Raw genomic sequence first — 13,232 nt, 5'->3', positions numbered from 1 at the left:
GCCGTGCTCAGACTTCACCCTGCCGCCGCCGGTAGATCATGCTTTCGGCCGAGTCGCAACGCCTGTCAACGCCGCCACACGTTGACCTTTTCCGTTGACAACAGCGACGCCCCCTCTGGCCCCTTCACGTAGGACGGCACCCAGGTCTGGCGGCGCAGTGACTGGCCGGGGCCATGTGCCTGGTTCCGCCAGTGCCCGGACACCACCCACCTGTGCCGGTAGCGCCGGCTGCCCGCCCCGTCGTCCGGTTCCTGGTCCTGGGGCGTGTACTGGCGGCGCAGGTCAACGATCGTCACTTCCGGCACGGGAAGGCCGTCGCGGGCGTAGGCGCGGGCGGTCGGCTTGTCGGCTCGCTCCCGAGTACGGTCGATCAGCAGCGGCTGATGCATCAGCAGCCACGCCGACGCCAGTGCCGCCACTACCGGCTGAGGAAGCTGGCGGTCGATCTCGGTCATCGACAGCGGCTCATCCGTGACCGGAATCTCTCCGCCGTAGATCGGCATCAGCGGCGGTACGCGGGACTCATCCAGCGTGAGCGGGGCCACCTCCGCGACCAGCCGGACCCGGGACATCAGCAGCCACACCAGCAGCTTGCCCTGGTACGGGCCCCACGCACACGCCTCGACCGGAACCTGAACGCCCTCGGCGTCAAGGTGACCGATGCCGTCCTGCCAGTACAGCAGCCCGCACGGGGCGGGCCGGTCAGCGGTCGCCCACCGTGCGGCGGCGAGCTGCTGGCCGGCGTGCATGGCGAGGGCGGCCATGTCCTGCTGCACCCAGAACAGCTCTCCGACCTCCAGCATGGAAGCGAGGGCATCGAGTCCGGGAGCGACTTCCGGGCTGGTCTTGGACCGAAGTGACGAAGTCGAATCCCGAAGGTGCCGCAGCGTCTGCCGCCGCACCTTCGGGAGTTGAGAAGGGCGCAAGGTCACTTACTGTCCTTCAGGTCGGTACGGGTGCCACGCCCAGGGCGGGCGGCGAGCGCCTTGTCGACCTCGGCGGCGTTGTACACGGCGATCGGCTGGCCCTCGCCGTCGATCTGCACGCGGGCGATCGGCTTGATGCCGAGCCGGCGCATCGCCTGGGAGGCGGCCGAGGAGGGGTTCTTCGCCTTGGAGCCGAGATTGAACCTGCCGATGTCAGCGAGGGTGACGATGTCGTTGCGCCGGAGGATCGGCTCCAGGTCGATGCCCTCGACGCACGCTTTGATGTCGAGGCCACCGTCCTCCTCGGTGGGGTAGCCGTCCCACTCGCCGTCGTCGGGCTGGTGGGGGCCGATGAACTCGTCGCCGCACAGGTTGACGCTGTCGGGGAGGGCGGCGTTGATGGCGTCGCGGTACTCGGACCGGATCTGTTCCAGGGCTCCGGAGGCGTCGAGGAGCTGCTGCCAGTCGTTGTCGCCGCCGCTGATGTAGCCGGTCACGTCGTCGTCGGGGCTGGTGGAGTAGGGGGCGACCTGGTTGCACCAGGTGCCGTAGCTGGTTGTCGTGCGGTAGCGCATGGGAGGTTCCCCCTCGGATTGGTTCGGGATGGTGGGTCAGAGCGCGGCGACAGCGGTACGGACGGCGCCGAAGACGCGGGTTGCGATTTCGTCGCGGTCGAGGCTGCGCGGGTTGCCCCAGCCCCACTTGATGTGGACCTTGCCGTCGGCAGCGTCGAAGTAGACCTTGTCGACGGCGGTGGCGAGCCGGCCGCCTTCGGCGTTGCTGATGCCCTGGCCGTCGAGGCTGGCACCGGAGATGTTCCCGGTCTTGTAGTGGTCCAGCTCAAGGCCGGGAACGGTCTGGAAGTCGTTGAGGTAGACGCGGTCCATGCCGTTCTTCTGCCAGCGGCGTCCGCCGATGGCGACCATGGTCTCGGTGGTGAAGGCGGCCTTCTTGGCGGGGCGCTTCATTTTGCCGATGGTGATGCGGGCGGCGAGGGAGGTGGTGTCGATGATCCAGCGGCCGGCCTGCTTGACGGCGGTGACGACGCCTCGGCGGCACCAGGTGCGGATGGTGGCGACGGTGACGTGGGCCTCGGTGGCGGCTGCGGTGGTGTTCATCGGGTTCCCCTCCCTCTCGATGTCAGAACTATGTCATAGCTATCCCGAGGTTGCAAGCGGTGAACCCGAACTAGCAGAAAGATCCAGGTCAAGGGCGAGATCCGAGTGCCGGGCGGCAGCTTCACCGCCCGGCACGGCGGCACCGGTTACGGGTGTGTGACTCGGATGCGGGGCCGCAGGCCAGCGGGCCGCTCCGCGGTGACGTAGTAGCCGAGCGGGCGCAGCGTCGCCACATACCGGGCGAGATGCTGGGCTTCGCTCTGTCCGTCGTGCCAGATGCGGACGGTGCGGGGGCTGGCCTGGGTGGCACGGAACCCGGGCCGCCAGGACAGCCCGCGGGTGGCGTCGGTGTGGCCGGCGGCGGCGAGAACGTCGGCGACACGGAAGGCGGGGAGACGGCTGGTCATGGTCAACTCCTTGATTGTTGGGGGTACGGCGAAGCCCCGCCGCCCTGGATGGGCGGCGGGGCTTCTGTGTCGCTGGTTGGGTTGGGTTTACGGCTCTACTGCGGGCATTTCGATGGCGATGATGCTGCTGTCCCGCAGGGCGATTTCGCCGCCGGCCTTGAGCATGAACGTGATCCACTCCGTCCCGGCCCTGTTGGCGGGGTCCAGTCGTTCGAGGTGGTCGGCGAGGCTGAAGCCGCCGGTGAGTACGTCGACGGCGTGTGCGTGGCCGCCGACGGCGTAGCGGACGGTCATGGGGGTGGCGAAGGCCGCGATGGCGTCTAGGGCGTCGGCGTCGCTGTGCTTCTTGATGGTCTTCTCCTTGTCCTGGCGGTCAGCCGTTGAGGTTGGGCGGTTCGGTCCAGTAGTTGTCGTCGGCTTGGGTGATGCCCTCGCAGTGGCAGTGCGGGGCGTCTGGGTTGTCGTGCTGCGGGCACGCCTCGTAGTGCTCGGGGTTGGGGGCCTGCTGGTCGGTCATGCTGCGGTCTCCTGACGGTGTGGGGTGAGGTCGAGGTCATCGAGGCGGATGTGGCCGTGCTGGAGGGCGATGACGACGGCGTGGGTGCGGGAGCGGGCGCCGAGCCGGATCGTGATCTCCTTGAAGCGGCGGTGGACTCCGGCTTCGGTGGTGCCGAGGCGGGTGGCGATCTGCCGGCTGGTGTAGCCGGACGCGGCGAGACGCAGCGCTGCGAGCTGCCCGATGGTGAGTGGCTGGCCTGGGACGCTGGGGCTTCTCACGACGCGGTCCCGTTGATTGCGCGGGCGACGGCGAGGGCGTGACGGCCGATCACATCCTGCCAGGTCGGGTGGGTGTTCGCGGCGAGCTGGGCGGCTGCGTGGTCGAGCCAGGCGACGAGGTCACGGATGGTGACCCACTGGGCGGTGCTGATCATGGGATTCCTTTCGGGGTTCACGGATGAATGATTGAGCGAAGCGCCACAAGGGCCCTGAGAGGCCCTAGGGGACCCTCCGGCGCCCAGGAGGTCACTGGAGGGGTGGGAGGCGCCCAGGCGGGCGCTGGGCGCCTCCAGCGGGGCGAGGTGTTCGTACAGGGCGAGGGTGGTGGTGAGGGCGAGGAGGCCCAGCCAGAAGAGGAACGCGGTGCCGAGCGCGTGCATCGCCTCGAACGCATCGGCCATCACCGCGCCCCGTCCTGCCGCGCCCTGCCGCAGCCTGGGCAGACGTCCCTCAGTCGACCGGGCGCGCGCCGGGTAGTCCAGCCGTCGGCTCGCCCGTCGGCGCGGACCTGCCGGGCGGTCCTCGATGCGAAGCCGGCGCGGATCGCCGCGCTGTCGGGGCAGTCGGTCTGCTCGTCGGGGCCGTCGCACGACACCTCGACGCCGATCGGGTAGGCGGTCACCGGTCCGCCCTGTCCTGCTGCACCTCGGCGGCGCCCGCGTGAGGGGGTGTCGCCTCGTACACGCCGGGCCGTGTCTGGACTGGTGGGGTGAGATGGCAGTGGCAGGGGATCACGGTGTCGCAGTCACGGCAGAGCGCCACGGGTCACACCTCCTTCGCGGGCGCGGCAGCAGCACCGGACACAGCAGGGCACAGGAAGGGGTACGGCAAGTTCCTGCGCTCGGCCTTGCAGCCGGGGCAGTTCTCGGCGTTGGCCTGGTCGCCGAGGTGTACGGGCGTCTCGGTGTCGGACGTGGCGGCCCGTTTGAATCCGCCTCGGGCGACCGCGCGGCGGACGGCTCGGGCCTGGTGCTCCCAGTACGAGCGATCGTCGGCGTCGAGGTTGTCCCAGCCGATGCCGTCCGGCATGAAGCGGCGGTAGAGCCACGCGGGCAGCGTGTCCGATGTCGCGGGCAGCACGGCGGCGGTGCGGGCCCGGCGGAGCAGTTCGTCCAGCGCGCCCTTGGTGCCGGGGTAGCCCTTGGCGATCACGAAGTTCCGCAGGTGCTTGGTCGGCATCTCCGTCTCGCAGGTGATCCCGCAGTACGTGTGGTCGCCGCGGGCGTGGTCGCGTTCGGTTTCTTCGCGGTCGGCGCGCTGCTCGTCGGTCTCGGTGTCCGGTGTGGCGGGCTGCGCCTCGTCGGCCAGGCGGCGGACGCGTTCCTCAGCAGCAGCGCGCGAGTCCCACCAGCCGTTCTCGTAGTCGCGACTCATGCCGCCCCGAGGGCCAAGGTCCCCGTCGCGGACGGCGGTGACGGCGTCACCGACGATGGCGGCCCGGTCGGCGGGCGCGGGCAGCACGGCCAACACCGCGTCAGCCACCTCGCCGTACTCGTCCGGCTCCAGCATGTCGGTGTCGGTGCTCCACATGAAGCCCTCGGCCTCGCAGACGGCGCGCCGGATGCGGTCGCGCAACGTGGTCTGGTCGGCGGGCGGGGACGACACGGCGGCGAGCCCCGGCAGGGCGGCGGCGATCCGGTCCCGCAGCTCACACCCCGCACAGCCCAGGTTGGCGGCGAGGTGATCATGCCGGGCGACGGACCCGTGCAACGCGGACAGGTAGTTCTCGGCGTCACGCAGCAGGACGTGCGCGGTGGAGGTCGGTTCGGTCATGGTCGGGCTCCAGTCGGTGTGATGGGATCGGGGCACCGGCCGCCCGCGATACGAGCGCGGGCGGCCGGCCTGCTGCGGGTCATGCGGCGAACGGGAACACAAGCTGTTCCGGCCGGGCCAGCCCGACCTCTACGGCGGCCAGCACTCGCTCCCGCCAGGCCAGCGCGTACCTCAGACAGTTCGCTTCGTTCTTGTGCGGGCCACGCGACCTGGGGAATCGAAAGTCGCAGCCCTGCTCTTCACGGCGGCCGGCCAGAGCCCAAGCCATCGAGTCCGACGACGGCAGGCAGTGGGCGACCCGCCGCAACCCGTCGATCTTGAAACCGAAGCCGTGCAGCCGGATGCCATGCCCGGCGATCCGCTCGATCAACTGGGCGGCCTCCTCGGTGCCCTGCCGCCGACACACTGAGCCGATACCGACCAACGGCAGGGTGCGAAGGTCAACCCCGGCCCGGTCGTACAGGGCTATGCACCGCTCATAGTCGGCGACCGTCCAGCCCTGGATCACCGGAATAATGGGCAGGCCAGCATCGATGGATTTCAGATCCAGGTAGTTGCCGACAGTGCGACGCTGATGCTCAGCAACGGACAGCCCCGTCTTGGCGACGATCCACGGCTCGCACATCCAGTCCTGCGGCGCCGCCCACTCGATCCCGACCTCGTCGACGTAGCGGGCAACCTGCCCGGCGTACTGCCGGGGCGTGGGGCCGTGGTCCCACGAGCCATGGTCGTCCAACTCGGAGAAACCGCCGGAGTCCACCGCGACCGGGCCACGCGCCCGATACAGGTTCTTGATCTTCGACAGGGGGCGGTTCGACACGAACAGCGGCACGTCGGTGTACTTCATGAACGCCGGCGGGGCGCCGAGCAGGAAGCGGCTCACGCGGCCACCGCCCCGACCTGAGCGTCCCGGCGTCGCTGAACCAAAACGATCACCGTGACTGCGGCCAGCGTCATCCACGCTTTCCCCAGCAGTTGGCCCGGCAGGAACTCGAACGACCGGAACGCCAGCCACAGAAAAATCAGCGAGTCGGCGAGAAGGCCCACCGCATTCGACGCGAGCATCGCCAGCCACAGGCCCCGCCGGCGCAGCGGCTCGTACACGGCGAAATCCATCGACTCCGCTACCGCGAACGCCACCGCCGACGCCAGCGCCAAGCCCGGGTCGGCCAGCCACCACGACAGCACCGTGCCGGCAACGATCGCCGCCACCACCGCAGTGCGGCCCGCCGTCTCCCGGGCCACATCCCGCAGCACCAGAGCCAGACCGACGACGTACACGCCCGCCGGGGCCGCATAGCCGAAGCCGACCGGGACGGTACCGAAGCGGGTGACGAGCGTGTTCGCCATAGGGACCGTGGCGACATACGCGGCCAGGACAACCGCCACGAACACAGACCTACGAGTGATCAAGACTTCCTCCAGTTGACGGTTCGGGTTGCGTGGCGTTGATCGCGGGGTGCGCGCGGGGCGGGGCTTGCCGGATGAGCGGGCGCTCAGGTGGTGGGTTGACCGTCGGGGCCGGCGAGGTCGTCACGGAGTGCGGCAGCCCGTTCGGCTTCCAACTCCAGCCAGTACGGCTCGCCCTCGGGGCCGGAGAGCATCACGATCGTGGAGCCGTCATCGCCCCAGAGGACGTCGCCCAGGCCCCAGCGGAGCGGGCTGGGGTCGGAGGCGTCGGCGAGGGTGGCGCCCGGGGTGAGCATGTTGGCGATCTCGCCGGGACTGAAGCCGTCACTGCGGAGGCCGACAGCCAGGTCGTTTCTGGGGCTCATACGAAGTTCCTTTCGTCATCGAGTCAGAGGCATTGCCGCAGATCAAGCAGGTCAGGGGCGCGTCGCCGGAATCAACCGGTCCCTCCGGCGGTAGGGTCCGGGCAGACCCCGAGGCGGTAGCGACGCCTCGGGGTCGCCGTGGTCACGGGGTGACCGGGGTGAGCCGAGCCGGGCAGAACTGGGCGGCCTTTTCGCCCGCGAGGTCGAGCCACATGAACTGGCCGACGGTCAGAGCCCGGTCGGTCTGGAAGAAGCAGTCCGCGAGTTCGGGGCGACCCTTGGCAGCGAGGACCGGCTTCAGGTGCGGGATGGCGTGTTCGGCGACAGTGCGGGCCGCGGCGTTGCGGTCGGCGAAGTCGACGCTGATCGACGGCACGGGCCAGGCCGGGCCGAAGACGATGCGGTAGGTGGTCTGGTCGGTCATCAGAGGCTCCAGAGACTGGGTTGCATGGGCTGGAGGGGGAGGGCTTCCTGCCCGGGGATGGGTTCGGATGGCGCGTCGGGGCTGCGGACGGCTGGCGGGCGGGGTCTGACGGGTCGGCGCGGGGTGTGGACGGGGATGCCGCGGCGTTCGGCGCAGAGCCGGCCGTAGCCGCGGGCCAGGGATGCCGGGTCGGACAGCCACCGGCCGCAGCCGCCCGCGCACTTGCGGCGCTCCCCCGGCATCAGGCCGCCTCCGCGACGGGCTCCGCGGAGGGCATCGGGATGCCGGTGGCAGCGGAGACGACGTGTGCGGCCAATGGCGGCGGGACGGCGTTGGCTATCTGCAGGAAGCGCCGGGACTCGCTGCCGTGGAATGGGTGGTCGGGCCGGAAACCTTGGAGAACTGCGGCCTCCGTTAGCAGCAGCGGGCGCTTCTCCAAGTCGGCGCCACCGTCGACTTTGATCCACTGGTAGTCGTGGCGGGCATGGCCGGCGACGAGGGTGGCCGCGGGCTGGTCCAGGCGGCGCACGGTGGCGTTGGCTCGCTTGCCCTGCCGCAGCACCCACCAGGAGCGGGCCTTCTCGGTGAGCGTCCAGGACGGCTTGTCGCACGGGAAGTGGTTGCCGCCCGACGTTCTGCGGGCCCCGCGGGTGTTGACCTCCAGGCCGGGCTCCAGACCGAGGGCCTCGGCCATGGTCTGCCACGGCAGCTTGGCCACACCGAAGAGGTCCATCTCGGTGTTCTCGCCGTGCGTCGGATCGGGTGCGGCGACCCGACGGGTGCGGGAAGCGATGAGGATGGCGCGGCGCCGGGTCTGCGGCAGCCCGTAGTCGGCGGCGTTCAGGACACCGGTCCACACGCTGTAGCCCCAGCCGCGGAGGACACCGGCGTACTGCTGCCACAGCGGCAGCACTCCGGGCACCTGCTCCATGCACACCCATTCGGGTCGCAGGTCGTACAGCCAGCGCATCGGCTCGGCGGCGAGCACGGACTTCCCATCCCTACAGGCCGCCTTGATCACCTCGCGCGTGTCGCGGCCGTGGGCCAAGTCGTGGACCGCCTGGTGCACCAGCGGCAAGTCGGTCAGGCCGTCCTGCTTGCCCGCCGTGGAGAACGGCGTGCACACCGGCGACGAGATCTTGCCGGTGATACGGCCCTTGAACGGGGCGGTCGGGTACTGGGTGACGTCGCACTGCACGGTGGCGTGACCCGCAGCCTGGGCGGTACGGCAGGCCGACGTGTCCAGCTCCAGGCCGACATCGGCAAGGTCGAGCATGCGCAGACCCTCGGACCATCCGCGGGGACCGGAGAACAGGTCAACGATCATGCGGCCACCTCCAGGTTGCGGGCGGGGATGCCGAAGGCGGTGGCGATGACGTGTTCGGCGAGCAGGCAGGGCACGGCGTTGCCGATCTGCTCGAACTGCTTGGTGCGGCTGCCGCGGAACGGGTAGCCGGCGGGGAACGACTGCAGAAGGGCGGCGTCCTCGACGGAGAGGCGGATGGTGTCGCGCCGGCCGCCGCGGTAGGCGGGCAGGTCGTCGGCGTCGACGATGCGGGTGCAGTTGATCCACCGGCCTGCGTCGCGTTCCCCGTACAGGGTGGCGCGGGCGCCGGATCCGCCGACGCAGGACGGGTCGGGGCCGCCTGCGGCTGTGCCCACGGCGACGGTGAGGGCGGGCCGGTGGGTCATGCCCCAGCCGATGCCGTCGGCCATGGAGATCCACGGCTTCAGCCCGAACACGCCCTGTGCCTGCTGGCCTTTGCGGTACTTCTCGTGGGTGGGCTGCGGCAGTTTGGCGTCGCTGTCCAGGGCGGCGGCGAGGATGGCCCGCACCCTGGTCTGCGGGACGCCGTACTCCTCGGCGGACAGCCGGCCGGTGGCCACGCTGTAGCCCTCGGCGCGCAGCAGCACGGCGAGCTCTTCCCACACGGGCAGCACCGTGGGCACCTGCTCCAGGAGCAGGGTCCGGTACGGGCGGCCGACGTCGGCTGCGGCAAAGACCCAGCGCAGCGGCTCTAGGACGAGACCGGTGCGTTCGTCGTCGAAGCCGGCGAGGGCGGCGGCGATGTCCTGTCGTGCGGCAAGCCGCTGCGCCAGGTCGAGGACCGTGTCCAGTGCGACCCGGCCGCGACCTTTCCCGCCGACGGAGAACGGCTGGCAGGGCGGGGATCCGATGATGTCGGTGGCGTCAGGGAAGTCGGCCGGGCTGTAGGCGCGGACGTCGCCTTCGACGGTGCGGAGTCCGGCGGCCCGCCGGGTCTCGCAGGCCGCGTGGTCGCGTTCGATGCCGATTACGTCGAGGCCGAGGCGGGTGGCGCCGATGTCCCAGCCGCCGGGGCCCGCGAAAAGGTCGACGATCATGCGGCGGTTCCTTCCTCGGTCCGGTGCACGGCCCGGCTGGCGGGGTTGCCGCAGCGGGCGCAGGTGCAGGTGTTCGGGGACGGGTTGGCGGCGGTTCCGTCGATGACCCGGAGCCGGGGCCGGCGGGGCCCGCGGGTTTCGGCGAGGGCGGCTTCGAGTTCGGCGCGGTGGGCGGCCTGTTCCTCGGGTGTCCAGGCCGGGGCGGGGGCCGTGGAGCGGCTCTGGGCGGGCTGTGAGCGGCCGAACGTGCCTGTGGGGAGGGATTCCGCCATCAAGCGCTCGTAGGCGCTCACGCGGCCGTCTCCTGGGCTTCCTGGTGGCGGCGGGCGTGGACGGCAGGGAGGCTGCGGCCGTTCTCGTGGCAGGGCACGGTCGGGGTGACCTGGCAGTCGGGGCAGCAGGCGACGGTCTGCGCCCAGGAGGAGACCCGCTGCGGGTGCGGCTCGGTGAGGATCCGGTTACGGGTGCGGACGGTGCAGGGCCGGTGGGCGTGGGCGCCGCAGTGCGGACACGGCACCGACCGGGCCGGGTGCTGCTTGGCGCGCAGACCGTGACGGATCGACTCGGGCATCGGGGCAGCGGGGCGGATCGTCATGAGCACTCCTCGGCAATCGATTCGAGATGCGGGGTGACGCGGTCTGCGCCGTCGCAGTCCGGGCACGGAACGGCGAGCAAGGCTGCCCGTCCCTGCGCGATGCGCTTGCGCATGACGGCGGTCAGGCCGGGGACGTCTTCGGTGACCTCACGGAACCGGCATCCGTGACCGCCGCAGGTCTGGCAGAAATCGATGAGGCTCATCGGGTCTCCTCGGGGCAGTTGCCGCAGTCGCAGGGCTGGTCGGGGTTGTTCTCGGTGTTGCGGTAGTGCCGGACCGCCGCGTCCCAGGCGGCTTTCGGCAGGTCCCACTCGGGTGGCCGGCCCGGAGGGCTGGAGCCGGTGGGCCAGGCACCGGGCCGGTGACCGGGCGGCCGAGGTACGGCCGGCGGCATCGGGGCTTCGCGGCGGGCCCGGCCGATATCGATCTGCGCCCGCATCAACGCCCGCAGCTCGGCGCGACCCGCAGCACGCACCGCCCGCATGTCCGCAACCTGAATGCCGTCGTCGTCAGGGATCTGCGCGTCGCTCACGACGCCACCTCCGGGGTATCCGGCAGGTCGAGGCATTCGGTGTCCGGTGGGCGCCATCCGGCGTCGAGGAGGCGGGCCACGATCCGGCGGGCGGTTTCTTCGGAGGTGCCTTCGCCGTAGCCGGGAAACGCCATCGGGTTCTTTGCGCGGCCTTCGCGGACGGCGATGAGTGCGTCGACGTGGGAGACGATCCACTGTTCGGCGATTTGGATGCCGGTCCGGCCGTGCGCGTAGCCGATTCGGGCGATGGCGCAGTCGACGTTGCTCATGCGCGGGTCGTCGGCGTCCATCACGCGGCCCCGAGTCGCCGGTCGCCGCCGCCGAGGCCGACGACGGTGGTGGTCTGGGCGAGGCGGGAGGTGATGCGGGCGCCGAGCTGGTCGTGGAGGTCGGTGCCTTTGGGGTCGGAGACGGGCAGGTTGCTGGTGATGATCAGCGGGCGGCATTCGTTGTACCGCTCGTTCAAGATCCGGTAGGTGGCTTCCTCGGTGAACTCGCTGATCTTCTCGGTGCCGAGGTCATCGATCAGCAGCAGCGGTATCCGCATCAGCCGCTTCACCTCGTGCTCCGAGCCGCGCTCGCTGCCTCCGGGCCGCATCAGGGCGTACATGTCCGGGGCGGTCAGGGCGATCAGTTCGAAACGGTCCGGGCCGGCTTCGGCGATGCGGCGGAGGGCGCCGTATGCCTGGTGGGTTTTGCCTGTGCCGAACGGGCCTGTGAGGAACAGGATTCCGGCGGTGCGCGGGTCGTTGATGGCCCGGTCGGCCCAGGCGGTCACCTGGGGGTGGGTGGCTGCGGCGTCCTGGTAGCGGTACGGGGTGGCGGTGGTCCAGCGGTTCACGGCGATCGTGGCGCGCTGGCGGCGGTGGTACTCGGGGTGGCCGGGCTCGTCCGGGGTCGGGGTGTCATCGATGGGTCCGGCGGTGACGTGTCCGAGACCGCGGGCTTCGAGCATCTGCTGGAGGCGCTGCATGACGGCCTCACTCGCCAGAGGCTTGGGGTCGGGCATGGGTGTGGAATCCGTTCTCGTAGACGGAGTGGTCGGTGGGCGGCTGGTACGGGGTGTGCTTCCTGCCACCGACGGGGCGGAGCTTGGGCCGCACGACGTCTGGTCCAGGCAGAGGTGGGAGTTCACGCCAGCCCTTGAGGAAATAGTTCGCGGACTCAACGTTCGTTCGGGTGGCGGCCTTCATGGCGTGGTCGACCATGGCCGGGACGCCGCTCTTGCTGATCATGGCCAGGATCGGGAACCAGGTGTCGCCCTCGAAAGGCCAGCGGACGATGACGCCTGCTGCTGTGAGGCCGTCCACGAGTGGTCGTGCCGGTTCGGGGATGCCGAAGGTGTGATCGACCGGCTCCTCTTGCTTGCTAGCTGAGGGGTCTGAGGGGACTGAGGGGGAGGGGTCCGGGTTTCCCGGACCCTTTACATGTGGTTCCCGGACCCAATCGCTGTCGTTCCCGGACCCTTTCTCGGGCTTAGGGTCCGAGGTCTCCGGACCCTGTCCGTTCGTTTGGGTCCGGGGTTCCTGGACGCCATGTCCGGGGTTCCCGGACCCTTTTGAGCCGTTAGCGTCCGGAGTTCCCGGACCCTTTGCGGGGGTGAGGGAGGGGATTCGGTAGACCGCACGGTGTCCCCGGCGCCCCGCACTGACACCTTCGAGAGCCTTCTTCTCCCGCAGGGCTTTCATGACCTCGTACCGGCTTGACCGACCAGGCAGCCGCATGCGGTGAGCGATGACCGGGTCGTCTTCGATTCCGGGCCAGCACTCCCTGGTGGCGTCGTTGGCGTTCTCCGCCAGGACGCTCAGGGCGTGCCGCTCGCGCCAGGTCAACGTGTCTGGCGCATGGTCCAGAACCTCGACGAACAGGCGGATTCCCACGGGCGTCTTCTCTCGGTCGTAACTGCGTGCAGGGCTGGCGGTGTTGGCAGGGCCGGTCCTCCGCTGCCATACTACTTTAAAGATTGGCCACATTGGAAGGATTGGAAATGACTTACACTCTTGTCATGGCTGCTGACCAGGGCATTCGCATCGCAGAAGACGGCGTCGCTGAGGTCTCCATGACCGAGGCGCGCGCCCAGTTGACCCGCCTGATCCGCAGGGTCCGCGAGGACGGCCGGCCGGCCGCCTTCACGGAACGCGGCGAACGCAGGGCCTACGTCGTGACGCCAGCCATGTTCAAACGGGCGAAGGGGCCGACCGAGAAGGAGGAGGCGTTCCGGCAGTTGGTAGAGCGCTTGGAGAGGCTCACCGAAGATCCGAAGTTCGCCGAAGTGCTGGCTGACAAGGACCCCGATCTGCACGACATCCTCGATCAGGGCGCCTTTCACATCCTGTTGTGACATCCCTCCTCCTCTCGGTCGTCCTCCGGCCCCGCCACGGCGGGGCCTTTGTCGTGTGCGGTTGATCAGGCTGTACGTGGTTCGGTGGTGGAGTCAGTGGTTTCGCTCCCCCACTTCGACCCACTTCGTTTGCGCTGGTCACCGGGCTGCGCGCCTTGGGTGCGGGGCTCGAAGTGGGCCGAAGTGGGGTACGTGCGGGG

General features: G+C 70.0%; 24 protein-coding genes. 1 reads left to right on the top strand and 23 read right to left on the bottom strand.

Annotated elements, in window-relative coordinates; translation table 11 throughout:
• Positions 1 to 65 precede the first annotated feature (65 nt).
• The 23 genes from ABEB00_RS33465 to ABEB00_RS33355 all read right to left on the bottom strand — a co-directional run bounded on the left by ABEB00_RS33465 (position 66) and on the right by ABEB00_RS33355 (position 12,571).
• Positions 66 to 803: an AcrVA2 family anti-CRISPR protein gene (locus ABEB00_RS33465; protein WP_345624465.1), complete on the bottom strand. Its 738-nt coding sequence runs from the start codon at positions 801 to 803 to the stop codon at positions 66 to 68.
• 125 nt (positions 804 to 928) lie between these two features.
• A complete protein-coding gene (locus ABEB00_RS33460) occupies positions 929 to 1,501 on the bottom strand; it encodes a hypothetical protein (protein ID WP_345624464.1) in 573 nt (190 codons plus the stop codon).
• 36 nt (positions 1,502 to 1,537) lie between these two features.
• Entirely contained in the window at positions 1,538 to 2,044 is a 507-nt protein-coding gene (locus ABEB00_RS33455; RefSeq protein WP_345624463.1) for a hypothetical protein, read from the bottom strand.
• 146 nt (positions 2,045 to 2,190) lie between these two features.
• Positions 2,191 to 2,451 (bottom strand): hypothetical protein, encoded by a 261-nt coding sequence (locus tag ABEB00_RS33450; RefSeq protein ID WP_345624462.1) that lies wholly within the window; start codon positions 2,449 to 2,451, stop codon positions 2,191 to 2,193.
• 87 nt (positions 2,452 to 2,538) lie between these two features.
• Complete coding sequence (locus ABEB00_RS33445) at positions 2,539 to 2,745, bottom strand: hypothetical protein (protein WP_345624461.1); 207 nt, start codon at positions 2,743 to 2,745, stop codon at positions 2,539 to 2,541.
• Between the two features lie 79 nt (positions 2,746 to 2,824).
• A complete protein-coding gene (locus ABEB00_RS33440; RefSeq protein WP_345624460.1) occupies positions 2,825 to 2,968 on the bottom strand; it encodes a hypothetical protein in 144 nt (47 codons plus the stop codon).
• Entirely contained in the window at positions 2,965 to 3,228 is a 264-nt protein-coding gene (locus ABEB00_RS33435) for a response regulator transcription factor (protein ID WP_345624459.1), read from the bottom strand. The genes ABEB00_RS33440 and ABEB00_RS33435 overlap by 4 nt, the downstream gene beginning before the upstream one ends.
• Positions 3,225 to 3,629 carry a hypothetical protein gene (locus tag ABEB00_RS33430; RefSeq protein ID WP_345624458.1) on the bottom strand — a complete coding sequence of 135 codons (405 nt, stop codon included), beginning with the start codon at positions 3,627 to 3,629 and terminating at the stop codon, positions 3,225 to 3,227. The genes ABEB00_RS33435 and ABEB00_RS33430 overlap by 4 nt, the downstream gene beginning before the upstream one ends.
• Positions 3,629 to 3,850, bottom strand: coding sequence for a hypothetical protein (locus tag ABEB00_RS33425; RefSeq protein ID WP_345624457.1), 222 nt, complete (start codon positions 3,848 to 3,850; stop codon positions 3,629 to 3,631). The genes ABEB00_RS33430 and ABEB00_RS33425 overlap by 1 nt, the downstream gene beginning before the upstream one ends.
• A gap of 143 nt (positions 3,851 to 3,993) precedes the next feature.
• Positions 3,994 to 5,001, bottom strand: a complete 1,008-nt coding sequence (locus ABEB00_RS33420) for a hypothetical protein (RefSeq protein WP_345624456.1) — start codon at positions 4,999 to 5,001, stop codon at positions 3,994 to 3,996.
• Between the two features lie 79 nt (positions 5,002 to 5,080).
• Entirely contained in the window at positions 5,081 to 5,884 is an 804-nt protein-coding gene (locus ABEB00_RS33415; protein WP_345624455.1) for a deazapurine DNA modification protein DpdA family protein, read from the bottom strand.
• A complete protein-coding gene (locus ABEB00_RS33410) occupies positions 5,881 to 6,351 on the bottom strand; it encodes a VUT family protein (RefSeq protein ID WP_345624454.1) in 471 nt (156 codons plus the stop codon). The genes ABEB00_RS33415 and ABEB00_RS33410 overlap by 4 nt, the downstream gene beginning before the upstream one ends.
• Positions 6,352 to 6,497: 146 nt before the next feature.
• Entirely contained in the window at positions 6,498 to 6,776 is a 279-nt protein-coding gene (locus tag ABEB00_RS33405; protein WP_345624453.1) for a hypothetical protein, read from the bottom strand.
• Positions 6,777 to 6,918: 142 nt separating this feature from the next.
• Positions 6,919 to 7,200, bottom strand: coding sequence for a hypothetical protein (locus ABEB00_RS33400; protein WP_345624452.1), 282 nt, complete (start codon positions 7,198 to 7,200; stop codon positions 6,919 to 6,921).
• A 241-nt stretch (positions 7,201 to 7,441) separates the two neighbouring features.
• Positions 7,442 to 8,527, bottom strand: coding sequence for a DNA cytosine methyltransferase (locus tag ABEB00_RS33395; protein WP_345624451.1), 1,086 nt, complete (start codon positions 8,525 to 8,527; stop codon positions 7,442 to 7,444).
• On the bottom strand, positions 8,524 to 9,564 hold the full coding sequence (locus ABEB00_RS33390; RefSeq protein ID WP_345624450.1) for a DNA cytosine methyltransferase: 1,041 nt from the start codon (positions 9,562 to 9,564) through the stop codon (positions 8,524 to 8,526). The genes ABEB00_RS33395 and ABEB00_RS33390 overlap by 4 nt, the downstream gene beginning before the upstream one ends.
• Positions 9,561 to 9,857 (bottom strand): hypothetical protein, encoded by a 297-nt coding sequence (locus ABEB00_RS33385; protein ID WP_345624449.1) that lies wholly within the window; start codon positions 9,855 to 9,857, stop codon positions 9,561 to 9,563. The genes ABEB00_RS33390 and ABEB00_RS33385 overlap by 4 nt, the downstream gene beginning before the upstream one ends.
• Entirely contained in the window at positions 9,854 to 10,159 is a 306-nt protein-coding gene (locus ABEB00_RS33380; RefSeq protein ID WP_345624448.1) for a zinc finger domain-containing protein, read from the bottom strand. The genes ABEB00_RS33385 and ABEB00_RS33380 overlap by 4 nt, the downstream gene beginning before the upstream one ends.
• Positions 10,156 to 10,362 (bottom strand): hypothetical protein, encoded by a 207-nt coding sequence (locus ABEB00_RS33375; RefSeq protein WP_345624447.1) that lies wholly within the window; start codon positions 10,360 to 10,362, stop codon positions 10,156 to 10,158. Before ABEB00_RS33375 ends, ABEB00_RS33380 begins: the two co-directional genes overlap by 4 nt.
• A complete protein-coding gene (locus ABEB00_RS33370; RefSeq protein WP_345624446.1) occupies positions 10,359 to 10,691 on the bottom strand; it encodes a hypothetical protein in 333 nt (110 codons plus the stop codon). The genes ABEB00_RS33375 and ABEB00_RS33370 overlap by 4 nt, the downstream gene beginning before the upstream one ends.
• A complete protein-coding gene (locus ABEB00_RS33365) occupies positions 10,688 to 10,960 on the bottom strand; it encodes a hypothetical protein (protein WP_345624445.1) in 273 nt (90 codons plus the stop codon). The genes ABEB00_RS33370 and ABEB00_RS33365 overlap by 4 nt, the downstream gene beginning before the upstream one ends.
• Positions 10,961 to 10,980: 20 nt before the next feature.
• Complete coding sequence (locus ABEB00_RS33360; RefSeq protein ID WP_345624444.1) at positions 10,981 to 11,700, bottom strand: ATP-binding protein; 720 nt, start codon at positions 11,698 to 11,700, stop codon at positions 10,981 to 10,983.
• Positions 11,672 to 12,571, bottom strand: coding sequence for a hypothetical protein (locus ABEB00_RS33355; RefSeq protein WP_345624443.1), 900 nt, complete (start codon positions 12,569 to 12,571; stop codon positions 11,672 to 11,674). The genes ABEB00_RS33360 and ABEB00_RS33355 overlap by 29 nt, the downstream gene beginning before the upstream one ends.
• A gap of 125 nt (positions 12,572 to 12,696) precedes the next feature.
• Between ABEB00_RS33355 and ABEB00_RS33350 the strand changes: the two genes are divergently transcribed.
• Positions 12,697 to 13,032: a type II toxin-antitoxin system Phd/YefM family antitoxin gene (locus ABEB00_RS33350; RefSeq protein ID WP_345624442.1), complete on the top strand. Its 336-nt coding sequence runs from the start codon at positions 12,697 to 12,699 to the stop codon at positions 13,030 to 13,032.
• Positions 13,033 to 13,232 lie beyond the last annotated feature (200 nt).

Origin of the sequence: Streptomyces ziwulingensis (assembly GCF_039542605.1) — a bacterium.
Classification (GTDB): Bacteria; Actinomycetota; Actinomycetes; order Streptomycetales; family Streptomycetaceae; genus Streptomyces; species Streptomyces ziwulingensis.
This window is presented reverse-complemented; position numbering and strand designations above follow the sequence as displayed.

Bases quoted from the DNA above. Each gene is read 5' to 3' on its own strand.
- ABEB00_RS33430 (WP_345624458.1), bottom strand. From the start codon at position 3,629: ATGGCCGATGCGTTCGAGGCGATGCACGCGCTCGGCACCGCGTTCCTC.
- ABEB00_RS33365 (WP_345624445.1), bottom strand. From the start codon at position 10,960: ATGAGCAACGTCGACTGCGCCATCGCCCGAATCGGCTACGCGCACGGC.
- ABEB00_RS33420 (WP_345624456.1), bottom strand. From the start codon at position 5,001: ATGACCGAACCGACCTCCACCGCGCACGTCCTGCTGCGTGACGCCGAG.
- ABEB00_RS33380 (WP_345624448.1), bottom strand. From the start codon at position 10,159: ATGACGATCCGCCCCGCTGCCCCGATGCCCGAGTCGATCCGTCACGGT.
- ABEB00_RS33400 (WP_345624452.1), bottom strand. From the start codon at position 7,200: ATGACCGACCAGACCACCTACCGCATCGTCTTCGGCCCGGCCTGGCCC.
- ABEB00_RS33465 (WP_345624465.1), bottom strand. From the start codon at position 803: ATGCTGGAGGTCGGAGAGCTGTTCTGGGTGCAGCAGGACATGGCCGCC.
- ABEB00_RS33375 (WP_345624447.1), bottom strand. From the start codon at position 10,362: ATGAGCCTCATCGATTTCTGCCAGACCTGCGGCGGTCACGGATGCCGG.
- ABEB00_RS33440 (WP_345624460.1), bottom strand. From the start codon at position 2,968: ATGACCGACCAGCAGGCCCCCAACCCCGAGCACTACGAGGCGTGCCCG.
- ABEB00_RS33450 (WP_345624462.1), bottom strand. From the start codon at position 2,451: ATGACCAGCCGTCTCCCCGCCTTCCGTGTCGCCGACGTTCTCGCCGCC.
- ABEB00_RS33390 (WP_345624450.1), bottom strand. From the start codon at position 9,564: ATGATCGTCGACCTTTTCGCGGGCCCCGGCGGCTGGGACATCGGCGCC.
- ABEB00_RS33395 (WP_345624451.1), bottom strand. From the start codon at position 8,527: ATGATCGTTGACCTGTTCTCCGGTCCCCGCGGATGGTCCGAGGGTCTG.
- ABEB00_RS33350 (WP_345624442.1), top strand. From the start codon at position 12,697: ATGGCTGCTGACCAGGGCATTCGCATCGCAGAAGACGGCGTCGCTGAG.
- ABEB00_RS33410 (WP_345624454.1), bottom strand. From the start codon at position 6,351: ATGGCGAACACGCTCGTCACCCGCTTCGGTACCGTCCCGGTCGGCTTC.
- ABEB00_RS33405 (WP_345624453.1), bottom strand. From the start codon at position 6,776: ATGAGCCCCAGAAACGACCTGGCTGTCGGCCTCCGCAGTGACGGCTTC.
- ABEB00_RS33445 (WP_345624461.1), bottom strand. From the start codon at position 2,745: ATGACCGTCCGCTACGCCGTCGGCGGCCACGCACACGCCGTCGACGTA.
- ABEB00_RS33455 (WP_345624463.1), bottom strand. From the start codon at position 2,044: ATGAACACCACCGCAGCCGCCACCGAGGCCCACGTCACCGTCGCCACC.
- ABEB00_RS33460 (WP_345624464.1), bottom strand. From the start codon at position 1,501: ATGCGCTACCGCACGACAACCAGCTACGGCACCTGGTGCAACCAGGTC.
- ABEB00_RS33360 (WP_345624444.1), bottom strand. From the start codon at position 11,700: ATGCCCGACCCCAAGCCTCTGGCGAGTGAGGCCGTCATGCAGCGCCTC.